General features: G+C 73.6%; 18 protein-coding genes. 7 read left to right on the top strand and 11 right to left on the bottom strand.

The window, feature by feature from the left end; translation table 11 throughout:
* The first annotated feature begins 153 nt into the window (after positions 1-153).
* Positions 154-1,230, top strand: coding sequence for a hypothetical protein (locus OOJ98_RS12425; RefSeq protein WP_267054705.1), 1,077 nt, complete (start codon positions 154-156; stop codon positions 1,228-1,230).
* 134 nt (positions 1,231-1,364) lie between these two features.
* On the opposite strand, the gene OOJ98_RS12420 is transcribed toward OOJ98_RS12425, so the two are convergent.
* The gene (locus OOJ98_RS12420) at positions 1,365-1,820 is read right to left on the bottom strand and encodes a hypothetical protein (protein WP_267054704.1); all 456 of its coding nucleotides are present in this window, start codon (positions 1,818-1,820) and stop codon (positions 1,365-1,367) included.
* Positions 1,821-2,185: 365 nt separating this feature from the next.
* Between OOJ98_RS12420 and OOJ98_RS12415 the strand changes: the two genes are divergently transcribed.
* Complete coding sequence (locus tag OOJ98_RS12415) at positions 2,186-2,911, top strand: hypothetical protein (protein WP_267054703.1); 726 nt, start codon at positions 2,186-2,188, stop codon at positions 2,909-2,911.
* Positions 2,912-2,979: 68 nt separating this feature from the next.
* Here OOJ98_RS12415 and OOJ98_RS12410 read toward each other — a convergent pair whose 3' ends face one another.
* Positions 2,980-3,309, bottom strand: coding sequence for a LuxR family transcriptional regulator (locus tag OOJ98_RS12410; RefSeq protein ID WP_267054702.1), 330 nt, complete (start codon positions 3,307-3,309; stop codon positions 2,980-2,982).
* A gap of 268 nt (positions 3,310-3,577) precedes the next feature.
* Here OOJ98_RS12410 and OOJ98_RS12405 point away from each other — a divergent pair, with 268 nt between their 5' ends.
* Positions 3,578-4,138 carry a uridine kinase gene (locus OOJ98_RS12405; RefSeq protein ID WP_267054701.1) on the top strand — a complete coding sequence of 187 codons (561 nt, stop codon included), beginning with the start codon at positions 3,578-3,580 and terminating at the stop codon, positions 4,136-4,138.
* Between the two features lie 4 nt (positions 4,139-4,142).
* Here OOJ98_RS12405 and bla read toward each other — a convergent pair whose 3' ends face one another.
* The gene (gene bla / locus OOJ98_RS12400) at positions 4,143-5,129 is read right to left on the bottom strand and encodes a class A beta-lactamase (RefSeq protein ID WP_267054700.1); all 987 of its coding nucleotides are present in this window, start codon (positions 5,127-5,129) and stop codon (positions 4,143-4,145) included.
* 237 nt (positions 5,130-5,366) lie between these two features.
* On the opposite strand from bla, the gene OOJ98_RS12395 reads away from it, so the two are divergent.
* The 3 genes from OOJ98_RS12395 to OOJ98_RS12385 all read left to right on the top strand — a co-directional run bounded on the left by OOJ98_RS12395 (position 5,367) and on the right by OOJ98_RS12385 (position 7,571).
* Positions 5,367-6,383: a serine protease gene (locus OOJ98_RS12395; protein ID WP_267054699.1), complete on the top strand. Its 1,017-nt coding sequence runs from the start codon at positions 5,367-5,369 to the stop codon at positions 6,381-6,383.
* Positions 6,380-6,865 (top strand): GNAT family N-acetyltransferase, encoded by a 486-nt coding sequence (locus OOJ98_RS12390; protein WP_267054698.1) that lies wholly within the window; start codon positions 6,380-6,382, stop codon positions 6,863-6,865. Before OOJ98_RS12395 ends, OOJ98_RS12390 begins: the two co-directional genes overlap by 4 nt.
* Before the next feature lie 130 nt (positions 6,866-6,995).
* Positions 6,996-7,571: a TerD family protein gene (locus tag OOJ98_RS12385; protein ID WP_267054697.1), complete on the top strand. Its 576-nt coding sequence runs from the start codon at positions 6,996-6,998 to the stop codon at positions 7,569-7,571.
* 124 nt (positions 7,572-7,695) lie between these two features.
* Here the strand turns inward: OOJ98_RS12385 and OOJ98_RS12380 are convergent, their stop codons facing one another.
* The gene (locus OOJ98_RS12380; protein WP_267054696.1) at positions 7,696-8,094 is read right to left on the bottom strand and encodes a peptidase inhibitor family I36 protein; all 399 of its coding nucleotides are present in this window, start codon (positions 8,092-8,094) and stop codon (positions 7,696-7,698) included.
* Between the two features lie 509 nt (positions 8,095-8,603).
* Here OOJ98_RS12380 and OOJ98_RS12375 point away from each other — a divergent pair.
* A complete protein-coding gene (locus tag OOJ98_RS12375) occupies positions 8,604-10,010 on the top strand; it encodes a lipase maturation factor family protein (RefSeq protein ID WP_267054695.1) in 1,407 nt (468 codons plus the stop codon).
* 139 nt (positions 10,011-10,149) lie between these two features.
* Here OOJ98_RS12375 and OOJ98_RS12370 read toward each other — a convergent pair whose 3' ends face one another.
* The 7 genes from OOJ98_RS12370 to OOJ98_RS12340 form a co-directional block, all read right to left on the bottom strand.
* Positions 10,150-13,047, bottom strand: a complete 2,898-nt coding sequence (locus OOJ98_RS12370) for a condensation domain-containing protein (RefSeq protein WP_267054694.1) — start codon at positions 13,045-13,047, stop codon at positions 10,150-10,152.
* A complete protein-coding gene (locus OOJ98_RS12365; RefSeq protein ID WP_267054693.1) occupies positions 13,037-14,890 on the bottom strand; it encodes a non-ribosomal peptide synthetase in 1,854 nt (617 codons plus the stop codon). Before OOJ98_RS12365 ends, OOJ98_RS12370 begins: the two co-directional genes overlap by 11 nt.
* A 1-nt stretch (position 14,891) precedes the next feature.
* Positions 14,892-16,805, bottom strand: a complete 1,914-nt coding sequence (locus OOJ98_RS12360) for an amino acid adenylation domain-containing protein (protein ID WP_267054692.1) — start codon at positions 16,803-16,805, stop codon at positions 14,892-14,894.
* Positions 16,805-20,044: an amino acid adenylation domain-containing protein gene (locus OOJ98_RS12355; RefSeq protein ID WP_267054691.1), complete on the bottom strand. Its 3,240-nt coding sequence runs from the start codon at positions 20,042-20,044 to the stop codon at positions 16,805-16,807. The genes OOJ98_RS12360 and OOJ98_RS12355 overlap by 1 nt, the downstream gene beginning before the upstream one ends.
* 196 nt (positions 20,045-20,240) lie before the next feature.
* A complete protein-coding gene (locus OOJ98_RS12350; RefSeq protein WP_267054690.1) occupies positions 20,241-21,533 on the bottom strand; it encodes a condensation domain-containing protein in 1,293 nt (430 codons plus the stop codon).
* Between the two features lie 94 nt (positions 21,534-21,627).
* Positions 21,628-22,941: an MFS transporter gene (locus OOJ98_RS12345; RefSeq protein WP_267054689.1), complete on the bottom strand. Its 1,314-nt coding sequence runs from the start codon at positions 22,939-22,941 to the stop codon at positions 21,628-21,630.
* Between the two features lie 371 nt (positions 22,942-23,312).
* Positions 23,313-23,750: a DUF6299 family protein gene (locus tag OOJ98_RS12340; RefSeq protein ID WP_267054688.1), complete on the bottom strand. Its 438-nt coding sequence runs from the start codon at positions 23,748-23,750 to the stop codon at positions 23,313-23,315.
* Positions 23,751-24,048: the final 298 nt, after the last annotated feature.

Here is a 24,048-nt window from a genome sequence, read left to right as displayed (position 1 = left end):
TGACGTGTGGCGTTCTGATGCGTACTGCGGCTCCCCATCATGACCCGCCCGCGGTCGAATTCCTTCGGCCGCCCGGCGAGGTGCGCCGAGGTCCGGCGCGCGGGGCGGATACTGACGGCAACTGCGTCCGCCCGTACGCCCAAGGAGCCGGTCATGGTCCTGCCTTCCCCGCTCTGCGGGCCCCCGGCCGGAAGCGTCGCCCGCCGTTCGGTGCTCATGGGCACGGCGGCCTGGTGCCTGAGCGCCACCGCCTGCTCCGGCGGAACGAAGACGGTGTCGCCCACCGCCACACCCACGGCCGGCTCCCCGGCGGCCTCCATGGGGTCCGGCACCACATCGTCCGCCCCCGGCTCCCCCACCCCGTCGCCCGCGGCGAGTCCCCCCACCGAACTCCCCGCCGCCGTGGCATGGCATCCCGGCCCCGGCGAGATCGAGCCCGCGGCCAAGCTCGCCGCCGTCAGGCTGGTCGAGGCCCTCGGGACCTGGCCCGCCGGACAGGCGGGCGACGGCGCGGCAGCCGAAAGGGCCGCCCGACTCGGCGTCCCCGAGGACTCCGCGACTCAACTCGCGCGAGAAGCAGGCTCGTTGCTGCCCTCCGCGGATGCGGCCGTGGTCCGTGTCATCGACGCCCAGTACGGTGGCATCCTGTCCGACTCGGCCAGCGTTCTGGTCGTCTGCGACCAGCCGTCCCTCACCGGCAGCACGGTGAAGCGCGGCGGCACGACGGTCGACGTGCGGCTCAGCCGGTCATCCGACGCCTGGCGCGTGACCACGCTGCATCCCGCGGCGCCCGGCCCCGCCCGTCCGCTGACCGCAGCGGCGCGCGAGGTCCTCGCCCAGTCCCGGATCGAGCTGCCGCCCGCCTCCGTGGCCGACATCCGCAGCGGCGCCGTGCACGAGAGTGTGCTGCGCGCGATGCTGCAACTCGCGGGCACCTACCGGCTGTCGGTCAGCGTCGTGCGCTCGGGTCACCCGTTGGACGTGTTCGGCACGGACCGCCCCAGCGACCACCCGCTGGGCCGGGCCTTCGACGTGTGGCGCATCAACGGCCGCGTCGTGGTCGACCCCGCCACCTCCCGCACCCTGATCACCGCTTTCATGCGCGCGGCCGCGGCGGCCGGCTCGTACAACGTGGGCGGTCCCGTGCAGCTCACAGGCGGCACCACGGCGAACCAGTTCTTCTCCGACGACACGCACCACGACCACGTGCACGTCGGGTTCTCGTCCTGATGGCACATCACTATGGTTCATCGGTACACAAGTTGACGGTTCCAGCCGGCCGCTCTCCGTACGGGAACGCCGAGGACCCACGTTCACCAGATCACGGGCCCGACCCCGCACGCCGTGGCGCACGCACACTCGCCTCATCGCCCGGAGGCGAACAGTGAGCGCAGGTGCTTGCCGTTGATCAGTGCGAGGAGCGCGATCAACAGGGCTCCGCACACCGCCTGTTCGGCCTTGAACCACACGGGGAAGGTACCGCGCAGCGCGATGATCGCGACGATGGCCGCAGTCATGACGGCGGAGATGATCCTGAGCCGTCGGTATGCAGGACGGGACCCGTCGGCGGCCCGGACGGCACATATGTAGGTCACCAGGGCGCTGGCGACGACGATGGTCGTGCGCACCCATACGGCGGGGCTGACCTGCGCGGGGTCGTCGCGCAGGAGGGTCACGGCGATCAGTGTCAGCACACTCAGCCCGAGGTGGGTCCCGACGAGGAGCTTAGTGACGCGGAACGCCGCGAGGCCGCGCGGGTGGTCCAGGTGTGCCGGGGAGACGCGTTCGCCTCCTGTGTGCGAGTTCGGCGGGGTGTTCATGGCGTGATGACCCTTCCTCCGGGCGCTGCGCGCATCGCTCCGTCGCGCCGGCGCCGGCCGGGGCGATGCCCACCGCGGCGACATCGAGAGCCGCCCTTGCGCGGCCCGTCCCAGGGTCCGCCGCGCGCGCCGTCGATCCATCGCCCGCGCGAACGAGACCCCCTCGGCCGTCCCTTCGGGGACACATACGGGGCGCCCCGTAGGGGGTTCGGTCCACATCCCCCGAGGTGAAGTCGCTGCGTGGGCGGGGGGCGGCCAATATGACTGATTCCCTCGTGGGAGTGACCTCGTGCCAGTTTCACCCGATTCGCGAACTGTGCCCGTTAGAAAGGGCCCGTCCTGCTGATCAACGGATGGGGTCCGCCATGCCGAAAGCCGCTCCTCGCATCTTCGCCGCCGCTTTGACCGCCGCCTCGCTGACCGGCGCCTCGCTGGCCGGTGCCACTGTGACGGTCGCCGCCCCCGTCGGCGCGGCCGGCCCGCACCGTCCGGCATCGCAGGCGGCGGCACCGGACACGGGCCCCTGCGGGCCGGTGGGACGGTTCCGCCCGTCGGGCTGGTACCGCACGACCACCTCCCCCTTGATCGCCCCGGCCATCCAGAAGGCCGCGGTGTCCGAGCACTGGCAGTGGCGCGACGACACCAACACCCTGTGGCGGGGCGACACCCGGGACAATGTTCGGCAGCTCTTCGAGGACGGATTCACCCCACGGGGCGAGTCGGTCACCCCGCTCGCCGAGTACATCGTCAAGGGCGGCGGCCAGAACACCGCACATGTCAGCACCAGTTGCGAGCAGTGGGTGGCTCAGAAGTTCGCCACCTACGGTGCGGCGAAGACGGGGTGGGTGTACGAGATCGAGGCGCCGGGCGGGATCGATGTGAACGCCACGGCCCGCATCAACGGGTACAGGTCCCCCTACCTCTGGAACAAGGAGATCGACTTTCCCGGCGGGATCCAGGGCAACCACATCAAGAAGGCGTGCAAGTACCGGCTCGTGCGGACCGACCCGGACACCAAGGTGAACAGCTACGAGAACCTCGGCTGTCAGATCAACCGCCACTACGAGCTGACCGTGGCGGCCACACGCTGATCACGCGGACATGGAGTGCGCGCACATGGTCCCGGGCGCCGGACGTTCTACGTCACGCCGGTGACGTCTCACGTCATGGCGACGGTGAGCAGGAACGCCGAGTCCTCCAGCGCCTCCACGGTGTGCGGCGTGACCGGCACGGCCAGCAGGTCGCCGTCGCGGCCCTCCCAGGTGTCCGCACCCGAGACGAGCCGGACCCGGCCCGACCACACGAGGAGGGTCGCCTCGCCTCCGAGCGCGTGCTCGCCGAGCGAGTTCCCCGCGGTCAGGGCCATCACCGTCTGGCGCAGCACGCGCTCGTGCCCGCCGATCACGGTGGACGCGCTGCGCCCCGCCTCGGATTCCCGGGCGGCCTTCAGCTGAGCGCGGGCAATGGCTTCCAGGGAGAACTTCTCCATGTCTTGCTCTCACTTCCTTGGGCGCAGGGTGCGGGCCCGCCGCGAGGCGACGTACAGGCCGACCTTGGCAGAACCGCGCGCCGCGGGCACGCCAGGACGCGCCGGAGGCGGTGTTCGCGGTGGTCGTCGGGATGTGCGAGCAGGGGCGGCCCACGGCGGACCGCGAGTCCCGCCGCGGCGTGCCGGGCCGCGGCGCGGTCCCGCACCGCGGATCCGCGGCCCAGGACACTCGTACGATGATCGGAATCGCCGTGATCGGGGGTACCGGATGTTGGTGACGTTGACCGGCGGGGCGGGCGCCGGCAAGACGACGCTGGCTGCCGCGCTGACGGACCGCGCCCACGAGGGGTCCGTGCGGGTTCTGCACGGCGACGACTACTACTTCCGCACCCCCGGGCGAGGTGCCTGGACGCGCGACGAGGCGGGAGCCTCCCGTCTGGACGTGGGAGACCCCCGCTCGATGGACCAGGAGCGCCTGAATCGCGAGGTCGACGCCGCCCTCGCGGTCGCCACCCATGTCATCGTCGACGGAATGTTTGCCCGCCATACAGCGCCTCGGACACAGCACTCGCGCTTCGATGTGTTCGTCGATCTGCCGGCGGATCTCCGCCTGGCCCGCAAGATCGCGCGCAAGTGTCTGCGGGAGGGGTTTTCCCTCGATGTGCTCCTGCGGAACTACCTCGGCCATCGCCGCGACGCCCATGCCCGGCACGTCGAGCCGCTGCGCCACTCCTGCGACCTGGTCGTCGACGCCACGCTCGCTCCCGAGGTGCTGGCGCGCACCGTGTGGGAAGCCGTGGCCAACACGGCTCCCCCGCGGGGAAGTTGAGCGGTCAGCTGCCGGACAGGCCGAGCCCGTCCACCAGAGTCGTCGCCGTGCTCCGGACCACCGCGTCCTCCGTGGCGGCGTCGGCGGCCGTGTGGTTGGTGTAGATGGCGATGATGACGGGGTGGCCCGAGCGGGGCCACGCGACGGCGATGTCGTTGGCGGACCCGTAGGAGTCGGTGGTGCCGGTCTTGTCGCCGACGGTCCAGTCCTTCGGCACCCCGGCGCGGATCCGCGCGTCACCCGTGGCGGTGGCGCGGAGCCATGTGTTCAGGGTGGCCCGGTCCGGGGGCGTGAGCGCGCAGCCGAGGGAGGTCCTGGCGAGGTCGCGGCCCATCGCCGCGGGCGTCGTGGTGTCGCGTCGCTCGCCGGGCCGCCAGTCGTTCAACTCGGGCTCCCAGCGGTCCAGTCGGGAGACCGGGTCGCCGAGGGAACGGTAGTAGCGGGTCAGGCCCTCGGGGCCGCCGACCTGGCGGAGCACCATGTTGCCCGCGGTGTTGTCGCTCCGGGTGATGGCCGCACGGCAGAGGTCGGCGACGGTCATGCCCGTTTCGCCGTGGCCCTGCGTGAGCGGCGAGTTGGGGACCTCGTCGGCCTTCGTCCAGTGGATCACCTTGTCCATGAGCCCCGGTTCGGCGTGCCGGGCCCGGTCGAGAACGGCGGCGCAGACCATGGCCTTGAACGTGGACAGGGAGGGGAAGCTCTCGTTGCCCCGGTAGGAGACGGTGCGCCCGGTACCGGTGTCGAAGGCGAAGGCGCCGATCCGTACGTCGTGTGCCGCCTCCAACGTACGGAGGTCGTCGGCCACATGGGTGCCGGACACACCCGTGGCCGCTCGTGCCGAGGGTGTGTGGACGGGCGCGGTACCGCGGGCGTCGGCCGCCTGTGCGGTGGAGGCGGCGGTGGTGGTGAACGCCATGAGGGCGAGCAGCACCGCGGGGCCCTTGGTGCGGGCGTGGCGCAGGGAGGCAGAGCGTGTCGTGTTGTCTCGCATGTCTCCAGCAGAACAGGCGAGCGGGCCGGCGTCCAAGAGCCGTCCGGGGAACACGGCCATAGCGATCCGCCTATCGCCGCTGCTCCGGCCGCGTACGCGGGGGTGTGGCCCGGCAGCCTGCCGCTCCCGGTCACCCGGTCTCCACGGCGCCGCGCCCGAGCGACTTCGGACGCTTCTGCCCATCACCGCCGCCGCCGTATGGTGAACCGTCACATGTGTTCGGCCAGAGGGGAATCGATGGTGCGCAGGAGCAGGATCATCCGACACGCCGCTGTGGCGGCCGCCACTCTGCTGGTCTCGGCCGGGCTCGGCTCGACGGCGCTCGCAGCGACGCCGGCCCCTCCGGAGTCCCGGCTCTCCCCGGCGTCGCCGGCCTTCCCCATGGAGCCCAACCCCGAGGCGGTGCGCCTGGCCGCCTACTGGAGCGCCGACCGCATGACGGCCGCCGTGCCCGACGCGAGCGGCTCCGACCGGGAACCGGGGGCCCGTACGAGCCCGCCCACCGTGGACGGGCCACGGCCCGGCGAGGTGATTCCGCCGAGCAAGAGCTTCGACGGCATCCCCGAGGCCGGCACGTTCTTCTGGACCGACGCCTCCGGTACGGGGCGCACGTGCAGCGGTTCGGTGGTGCGCAGCCCCGACCACGACCTCGTGCTGAGCGCGGGACACTGCCTCAAGGGGTACGCGGGCGCCTCGCCCGTCCGCCACCTGGGGTTCGTGCCGCAGTACCACGACGGGCTCAAGCCGTTCGGTGTGTTCCCCGTCAAGGACAACGGCGTGTACGTCTCCCAGGAGTACTACGACCGGGGTGAACACGCGGGCGCCTCCTATGACTTCGGCTTCGCGGTCACCGAGCCCAACGAGGACGGCAGGCGGCTCCAGGACGCGGTCGGCGCGGTCCAGTTGCTCACCGGTTCCGGGTACGCGCACAACCCGGTGCGGATGATCGGCTATCCCGGCACCGCGCAGAAGCCGCTGGAGTGTGTGAGCCGGACGACCAAGTGGGTCAGCGACGACACGGCCGACCCGGGCACCTTCTCGCGGATCGCGTGCGACGGCTTCGTGGGCGGGACGAGCGGCGGGCCCATGCTGGTGCCGTGGCCCGGCGGCTGGGCCGTGATCGGGGTCATCGGCGGCTATCACACCGGCGGCAACACGCCGCAGGTCTCCTACAGCGCGTACTTCGGCGACGCCACCCAGAACCTGTACGAGGCGGCGGCCTCGGGCGCCACGCCGGCGGGGCCCGGTTCGTGACCGCCGCGTCCGTCACCCTGCGCGAGGTGCGTGACGACGACCTGTCCGCGTTCTGGGAGCACGCCCGCGACCCCGAGGCGCAGCAGGTGGCCGCGGTCACCCGGGAGTACCACTACGACCAAAAGCTCTTCGACGCGCACATGGCGAGAGTGCGCGGCAACCCGGACGTGCGGATGCGCACCGTGCTCGCGGACGGTGTCGTGGCGGGCCATGTGGCGGTCTACGGTCCGCCGGACGAGCGCGAGGTCACGTACTGGATCGGCCGTTCCCAGTGGGGCCGCGGCGTCGCCACGACGGCGCTGTCCCAGTTGATCGCCCTGGAGGAGGCCCGTCCGGTGTACGCGCATGTGGTGGCGGACAACACCGGATCGCTCCGCGTCCTGGAGAAGTGCGGTTTCGTCGTGACGGGCCGCGACCGTGGTTTCGCGTTCGCGCGCGGCCAGGAGGTCGACGAGGTGCTCCTCGTCCTGGAAGGGCGCTGAGCCCTCCGGGGCCCTGAGCCGGGCCGGGTCTGCCCCGACTCGGTTCGGGGATTGCGCAACCGTGGAACCGTAGCGCTGCGCCGGGCGTTGTTATGCGAGGACGCATCCGGCACAACCACGGAGGATCGACATGGGCGTGAGCCTCGCCAAGGGCGGCAATGTCTCGCTCAGCAAGGAAGCCCCGGGACTGACCGCCGTCACGGTCGGCCTCGGCTGGGACGTGCGGACGACCACCGGCACGGACCACGACCTCGACGCCAGCGCGCTGCTGTGCAACGAGAGCGGCAAGGTGCTCTCCGACAGCCACTTCGTCTTCTACAACAACCTGACCAGCCCCGACGGTTCGGTGCAGCACACCGGTGACAACCTCACCGGCGAGGGCGAGGGTGACGACGAGACGATCAACATCGACCTCACGTCGGTCCCCGCACCGGTCTCGAAGATCGTCTTCCCGGTGTCCATCCATGACGCGCAGGCCCGTGGCCAGAGCTTCGGCCAGGTGCGCAACGCCTACATCCGCGTGATCAACCAGGCGGGCGGTGCCGAGCTGGCCCGCTACGACCTCAGCGAGGACGCCTCGACCGAGACGGCCATGGTCTTCGGTGAGCTCTACCGCCACGGCTCGGAGTGGAAGTTCCGCGCCGTCGGCCAGGGTTACGCCTCCGGGCTCGCCGGGATCGCCTCCGACTTCGGCGTCAACGTCTGACGGCGGCGTCGCCCGTCCCGCCGCCCGCGGCACCTACCTCAACGGGCGGCGGGACGGGCGACGGAAGCGGCCGTGAGCGGCGGCCGGGGCGCATCCGCTCGCGGGCACCGGTCGGCTCGGCGGGTCAGCACGCCTTGACGTGCCACGCGGAGGCGAAGTTGTAGCTGCCGTCGTACCAGTGGTTGGTCGGGTCGGTGTCGACGAGCGTGGTGTAGTTGCGGTCCTGGATCAGAGCGTGTGCGCCGCCGGTGTTGTCATTGATCCAGGAGCCCACGCCGTTCCAGTAGTTGAGGTTGTATTCGGCGCAGTGGTACATGCGGAACATGGTTCCGGTGTAGTTGGCGCCCGTGTAGATGCAGAAGTAGCCCGGGGTGCACCCCTCGCTGGGGCTGACGCCGGTCACGCCGGTCACGGTGGCACCGTTGTTGTTGCCCGGACCGGCGAAGGCGACCCCGGAGGTCGCCGCGGCCAGGGTGAGGGTCATCGCGCCGATGCCGAGCGCGGCCCTGGTTGCCTTGCGCATGCCCATGCTGAACTCCCCTTGTCAGGATGGCTCTCACGACGCAAAGACCCTCGCACGCACCGGCACCGCCGACGAGGGGCATACCGGCTGTCGCGATACCGCCCGACACCGCCGGGGACCGGCAGAACGCGCGCCACATGGGGTCGTCACACACGGCGCACCGGACCATGTGGTCCCCTCGGGTCGTTCCGTGCGTCATGGGTGAGGGGCATGGGAGAGCGGGTCCCTGCCGTGAGGGCGCGGGGCACGGGCGGGCGTCCGGGGCCCCGCGACGAAGCAGCCACCCGGGCTCCGCTCGAAACCCCCTCGCTCGGCTCGATGCGTACGGCACACGGGCCGGCCTCTTCCGATGATCAGGGTTCTCGCGCGAGCGGGTGATGTGGTCGTCGCCCGCCTGGACTTGGCACGCCGATCCCCGCTACTAAGGGCTCGCAAACCCTCACCCCGCCCGCCCCGAGCATCCAGGGCCCGCACCGGCCTCACCGACCTCAGCTGGAGGCGTACCCGCCGTGGAGTGGTTCTCGTCGTCGGCGTACTGGCTCGGCAGGCTCGTGTTCCAGCGCTCGCTGGCGGCCGTCTACCTCGTGGCGTTCATCGCGGCGGCACGTCAGTTCCGTGCGCTCATCGGAGAGCGCGGCATGCTGCCCGTCCCCGACTTCGTGCGGCGCGTGCCGTTCCGCAGCGCCCCCAGCCTCTTCCATCTGCGGTACTCGGACCGGCTGTTCGCGGCATGCGCGTGGGCGGGAGCGCTGCTGGCCGCGGCCGTCGTGGCGGGGGCCGCGGACGCCGTGCCGCTCTGGGCGGCCATGCTGTTCTGGGCGGTCCTGTGGGTGCTGTACCTGTCGATCGTGAACGTGGGCCAGACCTGGTACGGCTTCGGCTGGGAGTCCCTGCTGCTCGAAACCGGCTTCCTCGCGGTCTTCCTGGGCAACGACGAGGTCGCTCCGCCGGTGCTCCTGATGTGGCTGCTGCGATGGGTGCTGTTCCGTGTGGAGTTCGGCGCGGGGCTCATCAAAATGCGCGGCGACGCCTGCTGGCGTGATCTCACCTGTCTGTACTACCACCACGAGACCCAGCCGATGCCGGGGCCGCTGAGCTGGTTCTTCCACCATCTCCCGAAGCCGGTCCACCGTGTGGAAGTGGCCGCCAACCACTTCGTGCAACTCGTCGTGCCGATCGCCCTGTTCGCTCCTCAGCCAGTGGCGGGCGCAGCCGCTGTGCTCATCATCTGCACCCAGCTGTGGCTGGTGCTGTCCGGGAACTTCGCCTGGCTGAACTGGCTGACCATCGTCCTGGCCGCCTCCGCGGTGGACGGCCCCCGCTTCGCGCGAGCACCCTCGCCGGCGGGCTCTCCGCTCTGGTACGAGACCGTGGTCGCCCTCGTCGCGGCGCTCGTGCTGGTCCTGAGCTATCGCCCGGCCCGCAATCTCCTGTCGCGCCGACAGCTCATGAACACGGCGTATGAGCCGTTTCATGTGGTGAACTCCTATGGGGCGTTCGGGAGCATCTCGCGCATCCGCCATGAGGTGGTCATCGAGGGTACGGCGGACGAGGTCATCACGCCGGACACGGTGTGGCGGGAGTACGCGTTCCATGGCAAGCCGGGTGAGGTGCGGCGGCTGCCACGCCAGTTCGCCCCGTACCATCTGCGGCTCGACTGGATGCTCTGGTTCCTGGCGCTCTCCCCCTCGTACGGCTACTCCTGGTTCGGCGGGTTCGTCGAGCGTCTCCTGGCCCAGGACCGCGACACGCTGCGCCTGCTGCGGCACAACCCCTTCCCCGAGGGTCCACCGGCCTTCATCCGCGCCCGGGTGTGGCGTTACCGCTTCACCACGTGGCAGGAGCTGAGGGCGACCGGAGCGTGGTGGCACCGGGAGGCGCCCCGCGAGTTCCTGCCGCCGACGACGCTGCGGTGAGTTCCTCGGTCCCTCCGGCGTACGCACGTGGCGCCCGCGCGTCCTCAAACACTGCTGTGCTCAAGGACCGCGAGTGCCACGGGCGTACCCCGTTGGATGTCCCCGTCGTTGAGATCCCTCTCGTTCAGGTCCCCGCCGTTCAGGCTCCCGCGGGCTTGATCATCGAGGCGAGCACCGTGTGCAGGTCCTCGCCCGGGGCGGGGCGCAGGGCCGGGGCCAGGCGGTCCGCGCGGTAGTGCCAGCGGTGGTCGAGGTCCTGGTGCACCTCCTCGTCGAAGGTGACGGTGCTGTCGCTGTCGAGCAGCGCCACCAGTTCGGCGGTCAGGTCGGACCACGCCACGTGTCCGCTCACCGCGTTGGCCACGCCGTGGACGGGGGCGTCGAGGCAGGAGGTCACGGCGCGGGCCAGGGCGGCGGCGTGCACCCAGGGCGCGCCGTACCAGTCGTGGCCGCCGGTGCCGGGGGCCGGCAGGCTGACGGGCCGTCCCGCGAGTGCCGCCTGGTACAGCAACCCCGTTGCGCCCCACCGGAGTTGGTCGCGCAGCCGGTCGTGGGCTCCCCACACGATGGGTGAGCGCACGGCGCTCGCGCCGCCCCGGCCGCCGGTGCCCGCCGCGTGCAGCAGGAGCTGTTCACAGTCGATCTTGGCCTGGCCGTAGGCGCTCAGTGGCGCCTGCGACGGCGCTTCCTCCGCGACCCGGGCGGCGGACGGGCGGCCGTAGGCGTCGACGCTGCTGACGAAGACGAAGGGCCCGCCGCGCCACGCGTCGACCATCGCCCGCATGGCGGCGACGTCCACGTCGGGGCGGGTGAAGGTGCACGCCGCGTGGATCACCGCGTCGGCGCGCCCGACCGCGGCGCGCAGGCTGTCCAGGTCGGCGAGGTCGCCCTCGATCACCTCGATGCCGTCGCCGCCGACGAGGTGCCCCGACTCGGGGCGGGCCAGTGCGAGCACCGGCCGCCCCTGCGCGGCGAGTTCGCGCAGGACGAACGCGCCGACGCCGCCCGTGCCGCCGGTCACCAGGACCGTTCCTTCGCGGGCCCGGCGCGGGCGGGCGGCCGTGCCGGCCGATGCCGACGCAGCCGCCGATGCCGCTGCCGATGCCGATGCCTCGACGGCTGCCGCGCGCTCCGACTCGCGCGCGTCGAGCAGCGCCGCGACGGCCCGTGGCGTACGGGCCTGCATGATGTCCAGGCCGGTCAGCGGCAGGGTGAGGGCGGTGCGCAGGCGTTCGGCGAGCTGGACGGCTGCCAGGGAGTGGCCGCCGAGGGCGAAGAAGTCCTCGTCCGGCTCCGGCCGCCGGCCGAGGAGGCCGGCGAAGGCCTCCGTGACGGCTTGGCTGTGGCGGCTTCCGGGCGCCGCGGGGCGCGGGGCGGCGGGCAGCCGGGCGGCGTCCACGGCGCCGCCGGGCGTACGCGGCATCGTGTCGAGCAGCATGACGGTGGCGGGCACCAGGTCGCGCGTGAGGATGCCGCGCAGGTGGGTGCGGAGCTGGACGGGCGAGGGCCCTCCGGTGCGGCTCAGTACGGCGTAGGCGAGCAGCGGGCCGCCCTGTGGGTCCGGCACATGTGCCTCGGCCACATCGGGGTGGGCCCGGAGCTGTGCCTCGGCGGGGTGTCCCGCGTCGGCCGGGGTCTCGGCGCGGCGGCCGGGCAGGCGGGACAGCGGGATCCCTGGGTCGGCCGCCACGGCGGTGAGCAGTGCGCCGAAGGACGCGCCGAGGGCCTCCCCGGTCTCGTCGTCGAGGGCGGTCCGCGCGTACTGGACGAGGCTCTCGGGGCGGTCCGTGTCCAGGAGGCCGAGTGTCAGGTCGAACTTGGCTTCTCCCAGGCCGACTTCGACGGCGGACGCTTCGAGGCCCGGCAGCTGGAGGGCGGTCGGTTCACCGACGACGTCGGTGGTGACACGCACCAGGGCGGTGCCGTCGTCGCCCCGGACCCCGGCGCCGAGCCGTTCCAGGATCAGGTCGAACGGCACGTCGCGGTGGTGCTGGGCGGTGAGGAGCGCGTCGCGTACCCGCTCGACGAGGGTGGCGAAGCCGGGGTCGCCGGACAGGTCGACGCGTACCGGAAGGGTGTTGACGCACAGCCCCACCAGGCCGCGCATGGCCTGGCCCTCGCGGTGGGTGGCGGCGCAGCCGATGACGAGGTCGCTCTCGCCGGTGAGCCGGTGCAGTGCGGCGAACGCGGCGGCGAGGCCCACCGTGAAGACGGTGGCGTTGCGGGTGCGGCCCAGCTCGCGCAGGGCGGGCAGGACGTGGTCGCCGAGTGCGGCGGCACGGGTCGCGGCCGGGCGCTTCGCCACGTCCGCGGGTGCGGTGGCGGGCCGGGGAAGGCGTGGCGGGGTGGCGCCGGCGAGCGTGCGGGTCCAGTGGGCGAGGCCGGCGTCGAGGCGGGCCGCGTCGGCGTGCTCCCGGCGGGCGAAATCCGCGTACTGCGGCGACTCGGGCAGCGTGGCGGTGCGGCCCTCGACGGCGGCGGCGTACAACGTGGCGAGTTCCTGGGCCACGGTCTCCAAGGAGCCGCCGTCGATGGCTATGTGATGGAACGTCAGCAGAACGGTGTGGTCCTGCGGCGCGTGGCGCAGGACGAGGGCGCGCGGCAGGGCGCCGGTGGCCAGGTCGAAGGGGCGGCGGGCCTCCGCGGCCAGGAGGTCGTCGCCGTCGCCGGGCGATGCGACGACCGTGACCGGTATCGCCCCGGGGGCGGGGAGCGTCTCCTGCCAGGGTTCGTCGCCGTCGCTCCCGTAGCGGGTGCGCAGGATGCCGTGGCGCTGTACGAGCGCGGTGAGGGCCCGGCCCAGGGCGTCCGGGTCGAGCGGGCCGCGCAGCCGGGTGGCGAACGGCACGCTGTACTGGGCGCCGCTGTGGCCGAGGCGTTCCATCAGCCACATGCGGCGCTGGGCGTGGGTGAGCGGGGCGGGGCCGGGGTCACAGGCGGCCGCGGGCGCCGGCGCCGCGGTGCGGTTCGCGGCGCGGGCACGGGCTCTGCGCAGCAGCTCCTGTTGCAGGGCGGCGGCGGAGGTGTCAGTGGCCATCGGTGTCCTCGGGCGCGTCGGGGTGGAGATCGGTGTGGGCGGCGAGCAGGGCGCGCTCGACCAGGTCGGCGTGGCCGGCCACCGTGGGGGCGGTGAAGAAGTCGGCGAGGGACAGTTCCACGCCGAGCTCCTCGCGCAGGTCCTCGGCGACGACGAGGGCGAGCAGGGAGTGGCCGCCGAGGTCGAGGAAGCCGGCGTCGGGCCGGGTCACCTCGCAGCCGAGCGAGCGGCTCCACACATCGGCGACGGCCTGCTGGAGCGGGGTCAGTGGTGCGGCGGCGGCCGCGGCCCCGACGGGCGTGCCGAGCTCGGCGAGCGCGCGGCGGTCCACCTTGCCGGAGGCGGTGAGCGGCAGGTGGCCGACGAAGGTCAGCTCGTCGGGGACGAGGTGCGCGGGCAGGACGGCGGTGAGGCGGGCCAGCAGCGCTTCGGTGCGGGGAACGGGTCCGGGGCCGGCCACCACATAGGCGGCGAGACGGGTGTCGTCGGGGGTGGGGCGGCGTACCGTGACGGCCGCGTCGTCCACCTCGGGCTGCTCGCGCAGCGCGTGCTCGATCTCGCCGGGCTCGATCCGGAAGCCCCGTACCTTGATCTGGTCGTCGGTGCGGCCGTGGAAGCCGAGGACGCCGTCGGGGCGGGCCGACACGAGGTCGCCGGTGCGGTAGAGGCGGCCGAACTCCGGGTGGTCGACGAAGCGTTCCGCGGTCAGTCCGGGCTGCCCGGTGTATCCGTGGGCGAGGCGGCTTCCGCCGATCCACAGCTCGCCGCGGGAACCGGCAGGTGTGGGCCGGCCCTGTTCGTCGAGGATGTGGGTGGTGGCGCCCGCTATGGGGCGGCCGATGGGGACCGGTCCGTCGCAGTCGGCGTCGCTGACGCGGTGGGCGGTGGCGAAGGTGGTCGTCTCGGTCGGGCCGTAGCCGTTGACGAGTTCGACCCAGGGGAACGCGCGCAGGACGGCGCGGGCGTGCTGGGCGGCCATCGCCTCGCCGCCGACGACGACGGTACGCAGCAGGGTGAAGAGGCGGGAGCGGCGCGCGGCGAGCTGGTGGAAGAGGGCCGTGGTGAAGAACGCGACGGTGACGCCGTGCCGTTCGACCTCCCTGGCGAGATCCTCGAACGAGGGGCGTTCGATGGTGCAGACCACGACGGCGGCGCCGTTGGCGAGCGCCGACCACACCTCGAACGTGGAGCCGTCGAAGGTCGCCGGGGAGTGCAGGAGCACCCGGTCGCGGGCGGTGACGGTGACGTAGTCGGGGTCGGTGACGAGTTCGGCGATGGCGCCGTGCGGGACGGCGACGCCCTTGGGGCGGCCGGTGGAGCCGGAGGTGAACATGACGAACGCGGTGGCGTCGGGGCCGGGTCCCCCGGTGCCGGTCTCCGCGTCGGCGGGCTCCGCGTCGGCGAGCTGTTCGTCGTCGGGCAGGGCGAGGGTGGCGCCGGGGGGCGCGGCGGATTCGAGCAGCTTGCCGTCGCCGACGGTCAGCGTGGCTCCGGAGTCCTCCAGCATGGCCGCGGTCCGGGGCGCGGGGTGCGCCGGGTCCAGGGGTACGCAGGCGGCGCCGGCCCACCACAGGGCGAGCTGGGCGACGACGGTCCTGGCCGAGCGGGGCATGAGGAGGGCCACGGAGTCGCCGGGGCGTACGCCGTGGTCCTGGAGGTGGGCGGCAAGGCGCCGGGCGTCCGCGGCGAGCTGTGCGTACGTCAGGGTGGTGTCGCCGTCCGCCACGGCGAGGGCGTGCGGGGTGTGTTCGGCGTGCCGCGCCACCAGGGCGGGCAGGCCGGTCCGGGCCACGGTCACGGTCCGTTCCTTCCGGTCGTCGGTGCGGGGCTGCGGGGTGCTCACGTCAGGATCCTGGGGTGCGGGCCGCGGCGCGGCGCTTGTCGAGTACGGCGGCGATCGCCCTCAGGTCCGGCTGGCGCAGCAACTCCGGTGCCCGCAGCCGGACTTGGGTGGCCTTCTCCAGCGCTTCGAGGAGGCGGGCCGCGAGGAGGGAGGTGCCGCCGGCGCCGGCGAAGTTGTCGTCGAGGGTGGTCTCGGGGCGGCCGAGGAGGTCGCGGACGGTGACGAGCACGAGCCGTTCGTCGGCGGTGGCGTCCTCGGGCACCGCGGCGTCCGACGGGAGCGCCCCGGGGGCCTGTTCAGCCTCCTTCAGGAGGGCCGTCCGGTCCACCTTTCCGTTGGCGTCCAGCGGGAAGGCGGCCACGATCCGCACCGTGGAGGGCACGGCCTGTTCGGGCAGCCAGGCGCGGACACCGGCCAGGAGGTCGTCCGCGGCGGGGGTGGCGCCGGGGGCCGGGAGGACGTGGGCGACGAGCCGGGCGCGGCCGTCGGTGTCGCGCGGTGCGGTGACCACGGCGCTGCGGACGTCCTCGTGCTGCTCGAACGCGGCCTCGACCTCGGCCGGTTCGATGCGCACGCCGCTGATCTTGACCTGGTCGTCGAGGCGGCCGAGGAAGACGAGACGGCCGTCGTCGAGCATGCGGACGCGGTCGCCGGTGCGGTACATCCGCTCCAGGTCGGCGAGTTCGGCCGGCGGCGCGGTGAAGCGGCGGGCGGTCAGCTCGGGGTCGAGGTAGCCGAGGGCGAGGCAGGTTCCGCCGATGCGCAGCTCTCCGTCCTCGCCGCGGGCCACGACGGCGCCGTCGGCGTCGGTGACGGCGACGCTCGCGCCGGCGACCGGGAGGCCGATCGGGGGCGCGTCGTCGGTGTCCACGTCCGGGTCGTCCGCCCGCATGGCGTGGGTGGTGGTGGCGACGGTGGCTTCGGCGGGGCCGTAGGCGTTGTGCACGGTGGCGGTCACGTCGGCGCCGGGGCGGCGGCGCATCCGGTCGCCGCCGACCACGAGGTGGCGGAGCTTCAGTTCCTGGGGCCAGGGCCGGTCGAGGAGCGGCTCGATCATCGGGGTCGCGGCGACGCAGGCCGTCACCTCGGCCGCGCGCCACCAGTCGGTGAGGGCCGCCGGGTCCCAGCGGACGTCGTCGGGGGCGGGTACGAGGGCCGCTCCGCAGGCCAGGCCCGCCCACAGTTCGAGCAGGTGGGGGTCGAAGGCGACGCCGATCAGCAGGGACTGCCGGTCACCGGGTGCGAGCCCGGTCTCCTCGCGGTACCAGTCGACGAGGGCGGCGAGGGCGGGTTCGGCGACGGCGACCGCCTTCGGGCGGCCGGTGGAGCCTGAGGTGAGCACGGCGTAGAGGGACCCGGCCGGGGCGGTGCGCGCGCCGGGTGCGACCGGCGTGAAGGCGGCCACGACACGGGTCGCGGCGTTGGCTCCCTCTCCCGACACCGGCAACTCGGCCTGCTCCGCGGCAGGGTGATACGCCGTCAGGTTCTCGGGGGCGCCGATGAGGCAGGCGACGCCGATGTCCTCGGCGACTGCCGCGATGCGGCGCTCCCCGGGGCGCGGGCCGAGCGGCAGGTAGACCGCGCCGACACGGGCCAGCGCGATCGCGGTGACGACCAGGGCGGCCGACCGGTCGAGGCACACGCCGACGATGTCCCCGGCTCCGACCCGGCCGGCGAGCGCCGCGGCGACCGCGTCCGCCGCCTCGTCGAGCTGCGCGTAGCTCCAGCGGTGCTCCCCGTCGATGACGGCGGGCGCCTCGGGCGAGCGGCGCACCCACTCCTCGTAGCGCGCGAGGACGCCCTGGGCCGCGGACTCGGCGAGCGGGGCGCCGCGCAGGAGGCTCAAGGCGGCGCCGCCCGGCCGGCCCTCGACGGGGTGTTCCTCGTTCTGACGGTCCATCAACTTCGTGGTCATCACGACTCCTTCGGCGTGCTGAGGGCGGGGGCGGGGGCGGGGGCGGCGGTGCCCGCGAGGGCGCGGGCCTGGTCGGCGAGGACCGGGTGCTGGAAGAGCAGCCGCAGCGAAGGGCGCTCCCCCAGGCGCGGCTCCAGATGGGCCGCGAGCTGCGCGGCGAGCAGGGAGTGGCCGCCGACGTGGAAGAAGTGCGAGGTCTCGTCGAAGCGGTCGTGGCCGAGCACTTCGCGCCAGCCCTCGGCGAGCAGCACGACGGCCGGGTCCGCCGAGCGGGCCGGGTCGGTCATGGGGGCCGCTTCCTCGGCGGGCGCGGCCGGCGCCGTCTCGGCCGCCGTACGGGCCAGGGCCACCCGGTTCGGCTTGCCTCCGGCGAGGGTCGGCATGGTGTCGAGGAGCACCCAGCGGGAGGGTACGAGCGCGCCGGGCAGGCGGCGGCTCAGCTCGGCGTGGAGCGCCTGCTCGTCCCACTCCTCGGCCTCGTCGGCGCGTTCGCGGAAGGCGACGAGGCGGGGGCCGCCGTCGGCTTCGCGGTCGAGGACGACGGCGCAGGACCGGCCGCCGAGCGCGGCCGACGCGGCGGCCTCCACCTCTTCGAGTTCGATGCGGTAGCCGCGCAGCTTGATCTGGTTGTCGCGGCGGCCGAGGAAGCGCAGCAGCCCGTCCTCGCCGCGGTAGCCGAGGTCGCCGGTGAGGTAGACGCGTTCGCCGCCGAGCGCGTCGACGGTGACGAAGCGGGCCGCGGTGGCCTGTGGGTTCTTGACGTATCCCTCGGCCAGTCCGGCGCCCGCGATGGCCAGTTCGCCGACCGCGCCGGTGGGCAGCGGGCGCAGCGCCTCGTCCAGGACGTGGACGCGTTCACCGGGGAGTTCGACGCCGAGCGGGATCTCCGCGCCGTCGACGAGGCTCTCCGGGGTGATCTCGTGCACGGTGGAGCTGATGGCGGCTTCGGTCACGCCGTACACGTTGAGCACGGTGAACGCGGGGCGGCCGGTGCCGTTCTCGCCGCCGGGGCCGGTGCCGGTGGCCGTGCCGCTGCCGGACTCGGAGAAGAACGTACGCATCACGTCGGCCGGGATGCGCTCGCCGCCGAGGACGAGCAGGCGCGGCGCCCAGCGGCCTTCCGTGAGCACCGGCAGCAGGTCCTGGCGGGTGGCGAGGAAGTAACTGGTGGGCAGGTTGGCCACGGTGACGCGGGCGGCGGCGAGCGTCTGCGCCAGTTCGCCGCCGGTCGGTACGTCCTGTTCGGGCACGACGAGGCAGGCTCCGGCGTGCAGGGAGGGGAGGATCTCTTCGAGGGCGACGTCGAACGAGGGCTGGGCGAAGAGGAGGACCCGGTCGCCGGGCGCGAGCGCGAACCGCTCGGCCACGCCGGCCAGATGGTTGACGAGGGCGTCCCGGCCGACGGCGACGGCCTTGGGTATGCCGGTCGAGCCGGAGGTGTGGATGACGTATGCCGTGTCGGGCACCACGTCGGCCGCGCGGGCGGCCGGCAGGACCGGCGCGTCGACCGGGGCGTGCGGCAGGCCGGCGGGAACGGCCGGCGAGGCGCCCGGGGCGGTCAGGACGAGCGCGGGGGCGAGCCGGTCGAGCAGCAGCTCCAGACGGGCGGCCGGGTCGGACGGCGACAGCGGGCAGTGGACGGCGCCGGTGCGCAGGCAGGCGAGCAGCGTCACGACCGAGTCGGCGCCGCGCGGCAGCACCGCGGCGACCGGCTGTCCGGCGCGTACGCCCGCCGCCAGCATCCGCTCGGCGAGCGAGGTCACCTGGGCGTCGAGCTCGCCGTAGGTGATGCGGCGGGCGCCGATGAGGAACGCGGGGAGCGACGGGTCCTGGTGGGCGGCCGGGTCGAGCGGGTCGCGGCCGGGCGCCACGGCGGGCGCGGGGGCCGCCGCCGGGGGCGCCGCGGGGAGCGCGAGGTCGGCGAGGGGGGTGGCCGGCGCGTCGAGGTAGGCGCGCAGCAGGTCGAGGAAGCGCTCGGCGAGCAGCTTCGCGACGCCCTCGCCGAAGAGGTCGGCGTCGTAGTCCCAGACGAGGGTCATGCCGGCGGCGCCGTGCCGCAGGCTCACGCCCCGCCGGTCGTCGGGGAGCAGCACCACATCGAGGTCGAAGCGGGTGGTGCCGGTGTTGAACCCCTCGAAGAGGGTGATGTCGAGGCCGGGCACGTCGAGTTCGGGCAGCGGCGCGTCGTGGGCGCTGAACATGACGCCGAACAGGGGGTTGTCGGCGCCCGATGTGTGCAGGCCGAGCGCCCGGGTCAGCTCCTGGACCGGCACTTCCTGGTGCGGGAGGGCGCGGATGAGGGTGTCGGTGACCTCGTCCATGGTGTCCTCGGCGGGGGCGCCGGGGTCCAGGTCGAGACGGAGCGGGATGGTGTTGACGAACATGCCGACGGCGTCCTCGTAGCCGCGCGGGCGGTTGCCCACAGCGGTTCCCACCACCATCTGGCTGCGTCCGCTGTGGCGCCGCAACAGCTCTGCGAAGAGTCCGAGCAGGGTCGCGAAGGGAGTGAGGCCGCGTTCACGGGTGTGGGCGCGCAGTCGCTCCGCGAGGTCCGCGCCGATCGACTGGCGCAGCTGGCCGCCGTGGTGGCGCCGGCGCGCGCCGGGCCGGGCGAGTCCGGGCAGCGGCATGTCGTACGAGGCATCGCGCAGGGTCCCCGCCCAGTACTCCAGACTGGCGCTCAGCTCTTCGGCGCGGATGTCGCCGGCCCTGGCCCGTACGTGGTCGGCGTACGAACTCGCCTCGGGCAACTCGACGCTCTCGCCGCGCACTTGGGCGCTGTAGACGCTGAAGACGTCGTTCAGCAGGATGGCGAACGAGTGCCCGTCGTGGATCAGGTGGTGCTCGACGTGGATGAGCCGGTGCTGGTCCTCGGCGAGTTTGACGAGGGTCCAGCGCAGCAGGGGTGCGTCGAAGGTGTCGAGCGGCGTCTCCGCCTCGGCCCGCAGCAGCTTCTCGAAGGCGGCCTCGGGGTCGGCCTCCCAGGTGATGTCCACGGTGCGCAGCCGCGGCGTGCAGTGGTCGGCGACCCGCTGGCCGGGCATCGCGCCCTCCACGGCCACCAGTTCGAGACGCAGGCCGGGGTGGCGGGCGAGCGTCGCGGCCAGGCCGCTGCGCAGCGCGTCCACATCGAGGGTGCCCCACAGGTCGAGGGAGGCGGTGAAGTTGTAGGCGCGGCTGCCGGGCTGCACTTGTTCGTGCAGCCAGACGATCTCCTGCGAGGAGGAGAGGGGAAGCATGGGCGATCCCTTGGGTTGTCGGGTCGATGGCGCGGGACGCGGTCGTGCGTCCGCACGGCGGTGCGCCGGACGGGCCGCGGATCACGCGGCCCGTCCGGATGGGACGGTGGGACGGAGTGCCGGGAGGAGCCGGGGTGTCAGGGGGTACGGGGCCGCGCGCCGGCGGTCGCGTACGGCACCGGACCGCGCCCGGGGATCAGTGCACGGGCGCGCCGAGGGGCAGCGCCGCGCACAGGGCCGCGAAGGCCTCCTCGGCGGCACGGTCGTCGAGGATCGAGCGGTCCCACACCATGCGGAGGTGGAGTTCGGGGCCCTGGGTCGCGGAGACGGCGAAGGGCGCGCGGACCTGCCTGCCGTCGACGTGTACCTCGCGGCCCGCGGTCGCGCCGAGCCGCAGGGGGGTGCGGTGGCGCGCGTCGTCGACGGTGAGCAGCCCGTCGAGCCGGCCGGACCAGGCGGATCCGCCCGCCCGCGCTGCCCGCACCACGTCGTCGAAGGGGGTGTCGGCGCGGTCCAGGTCGTCCCACCACTGGGTGGCCGTCACCTCGGGCGGCGGGGTGCCGGCCGTGTCGGCCGGGAAGACGACCGTGTTGAGGAAGCAGCCGAGTACGGATCCGGTGCCGGCGGGACGGCCGCCCCAGGGGTAGCCGATGGGCGAGACGGGCCCGGTGCCGTACAGGGTGGCGGCTGCCGCCCGGCAGGCGTCGAGCAGCGCCGGGAAGGGCATGCCGCCGGGGGGCGAGGGGAGCTTCGACTCGGCGGCTCCGGTGGGGAGCCCGGCGGTCGTGCGGCGCGCTCCGGGCAGGGGCGCCCGCTCGTGGGCGGGGCGCAGCCGCTCACCCCAGTACGCGAGGGCGCGGGGCGAGGCGGCACGGTCCTCGGCGGCGAGCTGGCGCAGGACGGCGTCCTTGTAGGCGGCGAGTTCGGCTGCCGCGTCGGCGGGTGAGAGGTCGTGCGGTCCGAGACCGTCGCGGTAGGCGGCGCCGAGTTCCTCGACGACGCGGGCGAGGGACTGGCCGTCGCAGGCGGTGTGGTCGAGGACGACGGCGAGCACCTCCTCCTCGGCGCCGGGGCCGTCGTCGGCGAGGAAGAGGCGCAGCGGCGGCCCCTCGGTCACCCAGCCGGCCAGGGCGCGGCGCAGGGCGTCCCGCGCGTCCTCGCCGGGGGCGGGGGCCACCTGGTGCAGCGGTACGTCGGCGGGCGCGGGCCGGAGCACGGGTGTGCCCCGCTCGACGACGGCCGGCGAGCGCAGGGCGGGGTGGCGGGCGGCCAGGTGGTTGGCCGCGGCGCGCAGGCGGGCCGGGTCGACGGTGCCGCGCGGGAAGGCGAAGAACATCGGGACGATGTCCGCGCGTCCCGCGGGGTCCAGGGCGCGCACGAGTAGGAAGCGCCGCTGGGCGCCGGTGACGGGCAGCGGTCCGGGGGCCGGGTCACCTGCGCCGAGGCGCTGGTAGCGGGCGAGGTACTGGCCCGTGATGCTGGGGTGCACGTGATCCTCTCTCGGGGTCGGGGGCTTGCGGGGGCGGCCGGGTACGGGTGCGGACCCGGGCGGCGCCGAGGGGTGTGGCCGGGCCGGTGACCGGTCAGGCGACGGGGACGCTCTCGTCGTGGCCGGGCGCGGCGTCCTGCCGCTCGTCGTCCCCGGGGTGTGCGGCGGTGGGGAGGTCGCGCATCCGGCGCAGCGGGGAGAGCAGCAGGGGCAGCGGTACGAGGAGGAAGCCGGCCGCGCAGATCCACAGCGCCGAGCGCGCTCCGAACGCGTCGGCGACGGTGCCGCCGACGAGGGCGCCGAGCGGCAGGGTGCCCCACATGACGAAGCGCAGGGTCGCGTTCATCCGGCCCAACAGGCGCGGCGGGCACAGGGTCTGACGGAAGCTCACCTGGGCGACGTTGTAGACCACGGCGCCGAAGAAGACCACCGCGGAGCCGAGCGCGAACAGGGTGGCGGCGGCGCCGCTGCCGGACAGGGGCCACAGCAGCGCGAACGGGCCGCTGACGAGCGCCGACAGCCAGATCAGCCGGGCCTGGCCGAAGCGGGCCGCGAGCCGTCCCGCGGCCAGTGCTCCGGCGAGTCCGCCGACGGCGGACGCCGAGAGCATCACGCCGACGGCGGCGGGTGCCAGGCCGAGGACGCGGACCAGGAAGATGGTCTGGGTCGCCATCAGCATCGCGGTGAAGAAGTTGCCCAGTCCGGTCGCGCCCGCGATGACCCGCAGCAGGGGGTGGCCGAGCACGAAGCGCAGGCCCTCCGCGACGTCCTTGCGCAGGGATGCGCCGGGGACCGGTTCGGGGGCGGGCTCGGGGCGGCGGATGGCGAGCAGGAACAGGGCCGAGACGGCGTAGCCGACGGCGTCGGCGACGATCGCCAGGTGGGCCCCCACGAGCTGGACGAGGCCGCCACCGAGGCCGGGCCCTGCCACCTGGGCGGAGGAACGTACCGTCTCCAATGCCCCGTTTCCGGCGACCAGTTGCTCCCTGGGCAGGAGCTGGGGCAGATAGCTCTGGTGGGCCACGTCGAAGAACACCGTCGCGATGCCGGTGATCAGGGCCACGACGTAGAGCTGTGCCATGGTCAGGGCGTCCGCGACGGCGGCGAGCGGAATGCTGGCCATGGCCAGGGAGCGGACCAGGTCGGCGCGGATCATCAGGGACAGCTTGCGCATCCGGTCGACCCAGGCTCCGGCAGGCAGACCGATGAGCAGGAACGCGGCGGTCTCGGCCGCGGTGAGCAGTCCCACCTGGAAGGCGGGCGCGTCGAGTTCGAGGACGGCCACCAACGGAAGTGCGACCAGGGTGACTTGGGCGCCGGCCTGCCCGGCCGCGGCTCCGGCGAGCAGGAAACGGAAATCGCGCATACGGAGCAGACCGCTGGGAGCGGCCCGGGGCGAAGGGGACATGCACGAGACCTTCACCTCGCGCCGATCAGGAGTCAAAACAAACAGGACACTTTCGGTCGTTTCTTGCTCCATTCTGACTCTCGATCAAGAAAATCGTAGGCCAGATCCGGGCAACGGCCGGATGAATCGCAGGTGTTGGGGCCCGAAGACACAGGACTTCCTGGGCCCCGGGGCATGTGATTCCAGGGGGCGGCAGGTCCTCACACCCCATGAATGCAGGTATGTCCGAAACTCACCGCCCCCACACTTGCGGAGGCAACCAGATCCTCACTCGGACGTCGGGGGTGGCGAACCCCGCGTCCGGCCTCCGGTCGGGGCTCGGCCCAGGACCCGTGTTCCGGACCCCGCTCCGGACCCCGCCACGGGCCCCCTCAGCCCTCGACGGCGCGGAGGTCCACGGCGTGCCGGTCGGTGGCCAGGACGACGGGCAGCGGCAGGCCGGTGCGGGTGTCCAGACGCATCAGGGTCGCCTGGACCACGGCCTCGCCGGCCGGCACCGTCTCCGGGTGGCTCAGCTTCTCCCGGTTGACCCAGGTGTGTTCGTCGCCGTCGCACTTCGCCGCCGTCCCGCCGATGCCGTGCAGGACGGAACCGGTCAGCACCCCGCTCGACACGAAGATGGGTCCGGACCCGGACGGCGGCGAACAGCGGTAGGTGCCCGAGAGGGTGACGGTGCCGTCCTTGCTGACCGTGCCGGTCGGCGCCGCGGACACGGCGTCCGAAAGGGCAGCCCCGGCCGGACCCGAGGCCACGCCGAGAAGGACTCCGGCGGCGGCAACGGCCCCGGCGGCGACAAGACTTGTGCGCATCGGCAGATCTCTCCTTTGTCTCTGTGTCTCTCCTGGAAGGGCGCGGGGCCGGCGCAGTCCACGCCCGCACCCGCGCCCAAGCAATACCGCCAACCCGCCCGGCGGTCGGGGATCCGCGCCGGTCCCCGGCGTGTCCACCGGGGCCACGGAGGGTGACGCGAGGGGCCGTGGACGTGTCGCGGCACCGGTGGGGCCCGATGGAACCGGCCCGTCCCCGCATGACCGAAAGAGGGCCCCGTCTCCGCGCGCCGGGGGCGGCACGCGCCGTGCATGCTGGTGCCCCCGGCCGTTTCCCGTG

Origin of the sequence: Streptomyces sp. NBC_00083 (genome assembly GCF_026343295.1) — a bacterium.
GTDB lineage: Bacteria > Actinomycetota > Actinomycetes > Streptomycetales > Streptomycetaceae > Streptomyces.
This window is presented reverse-complemented; position numbering and strand designations above follow the sequence as displayed.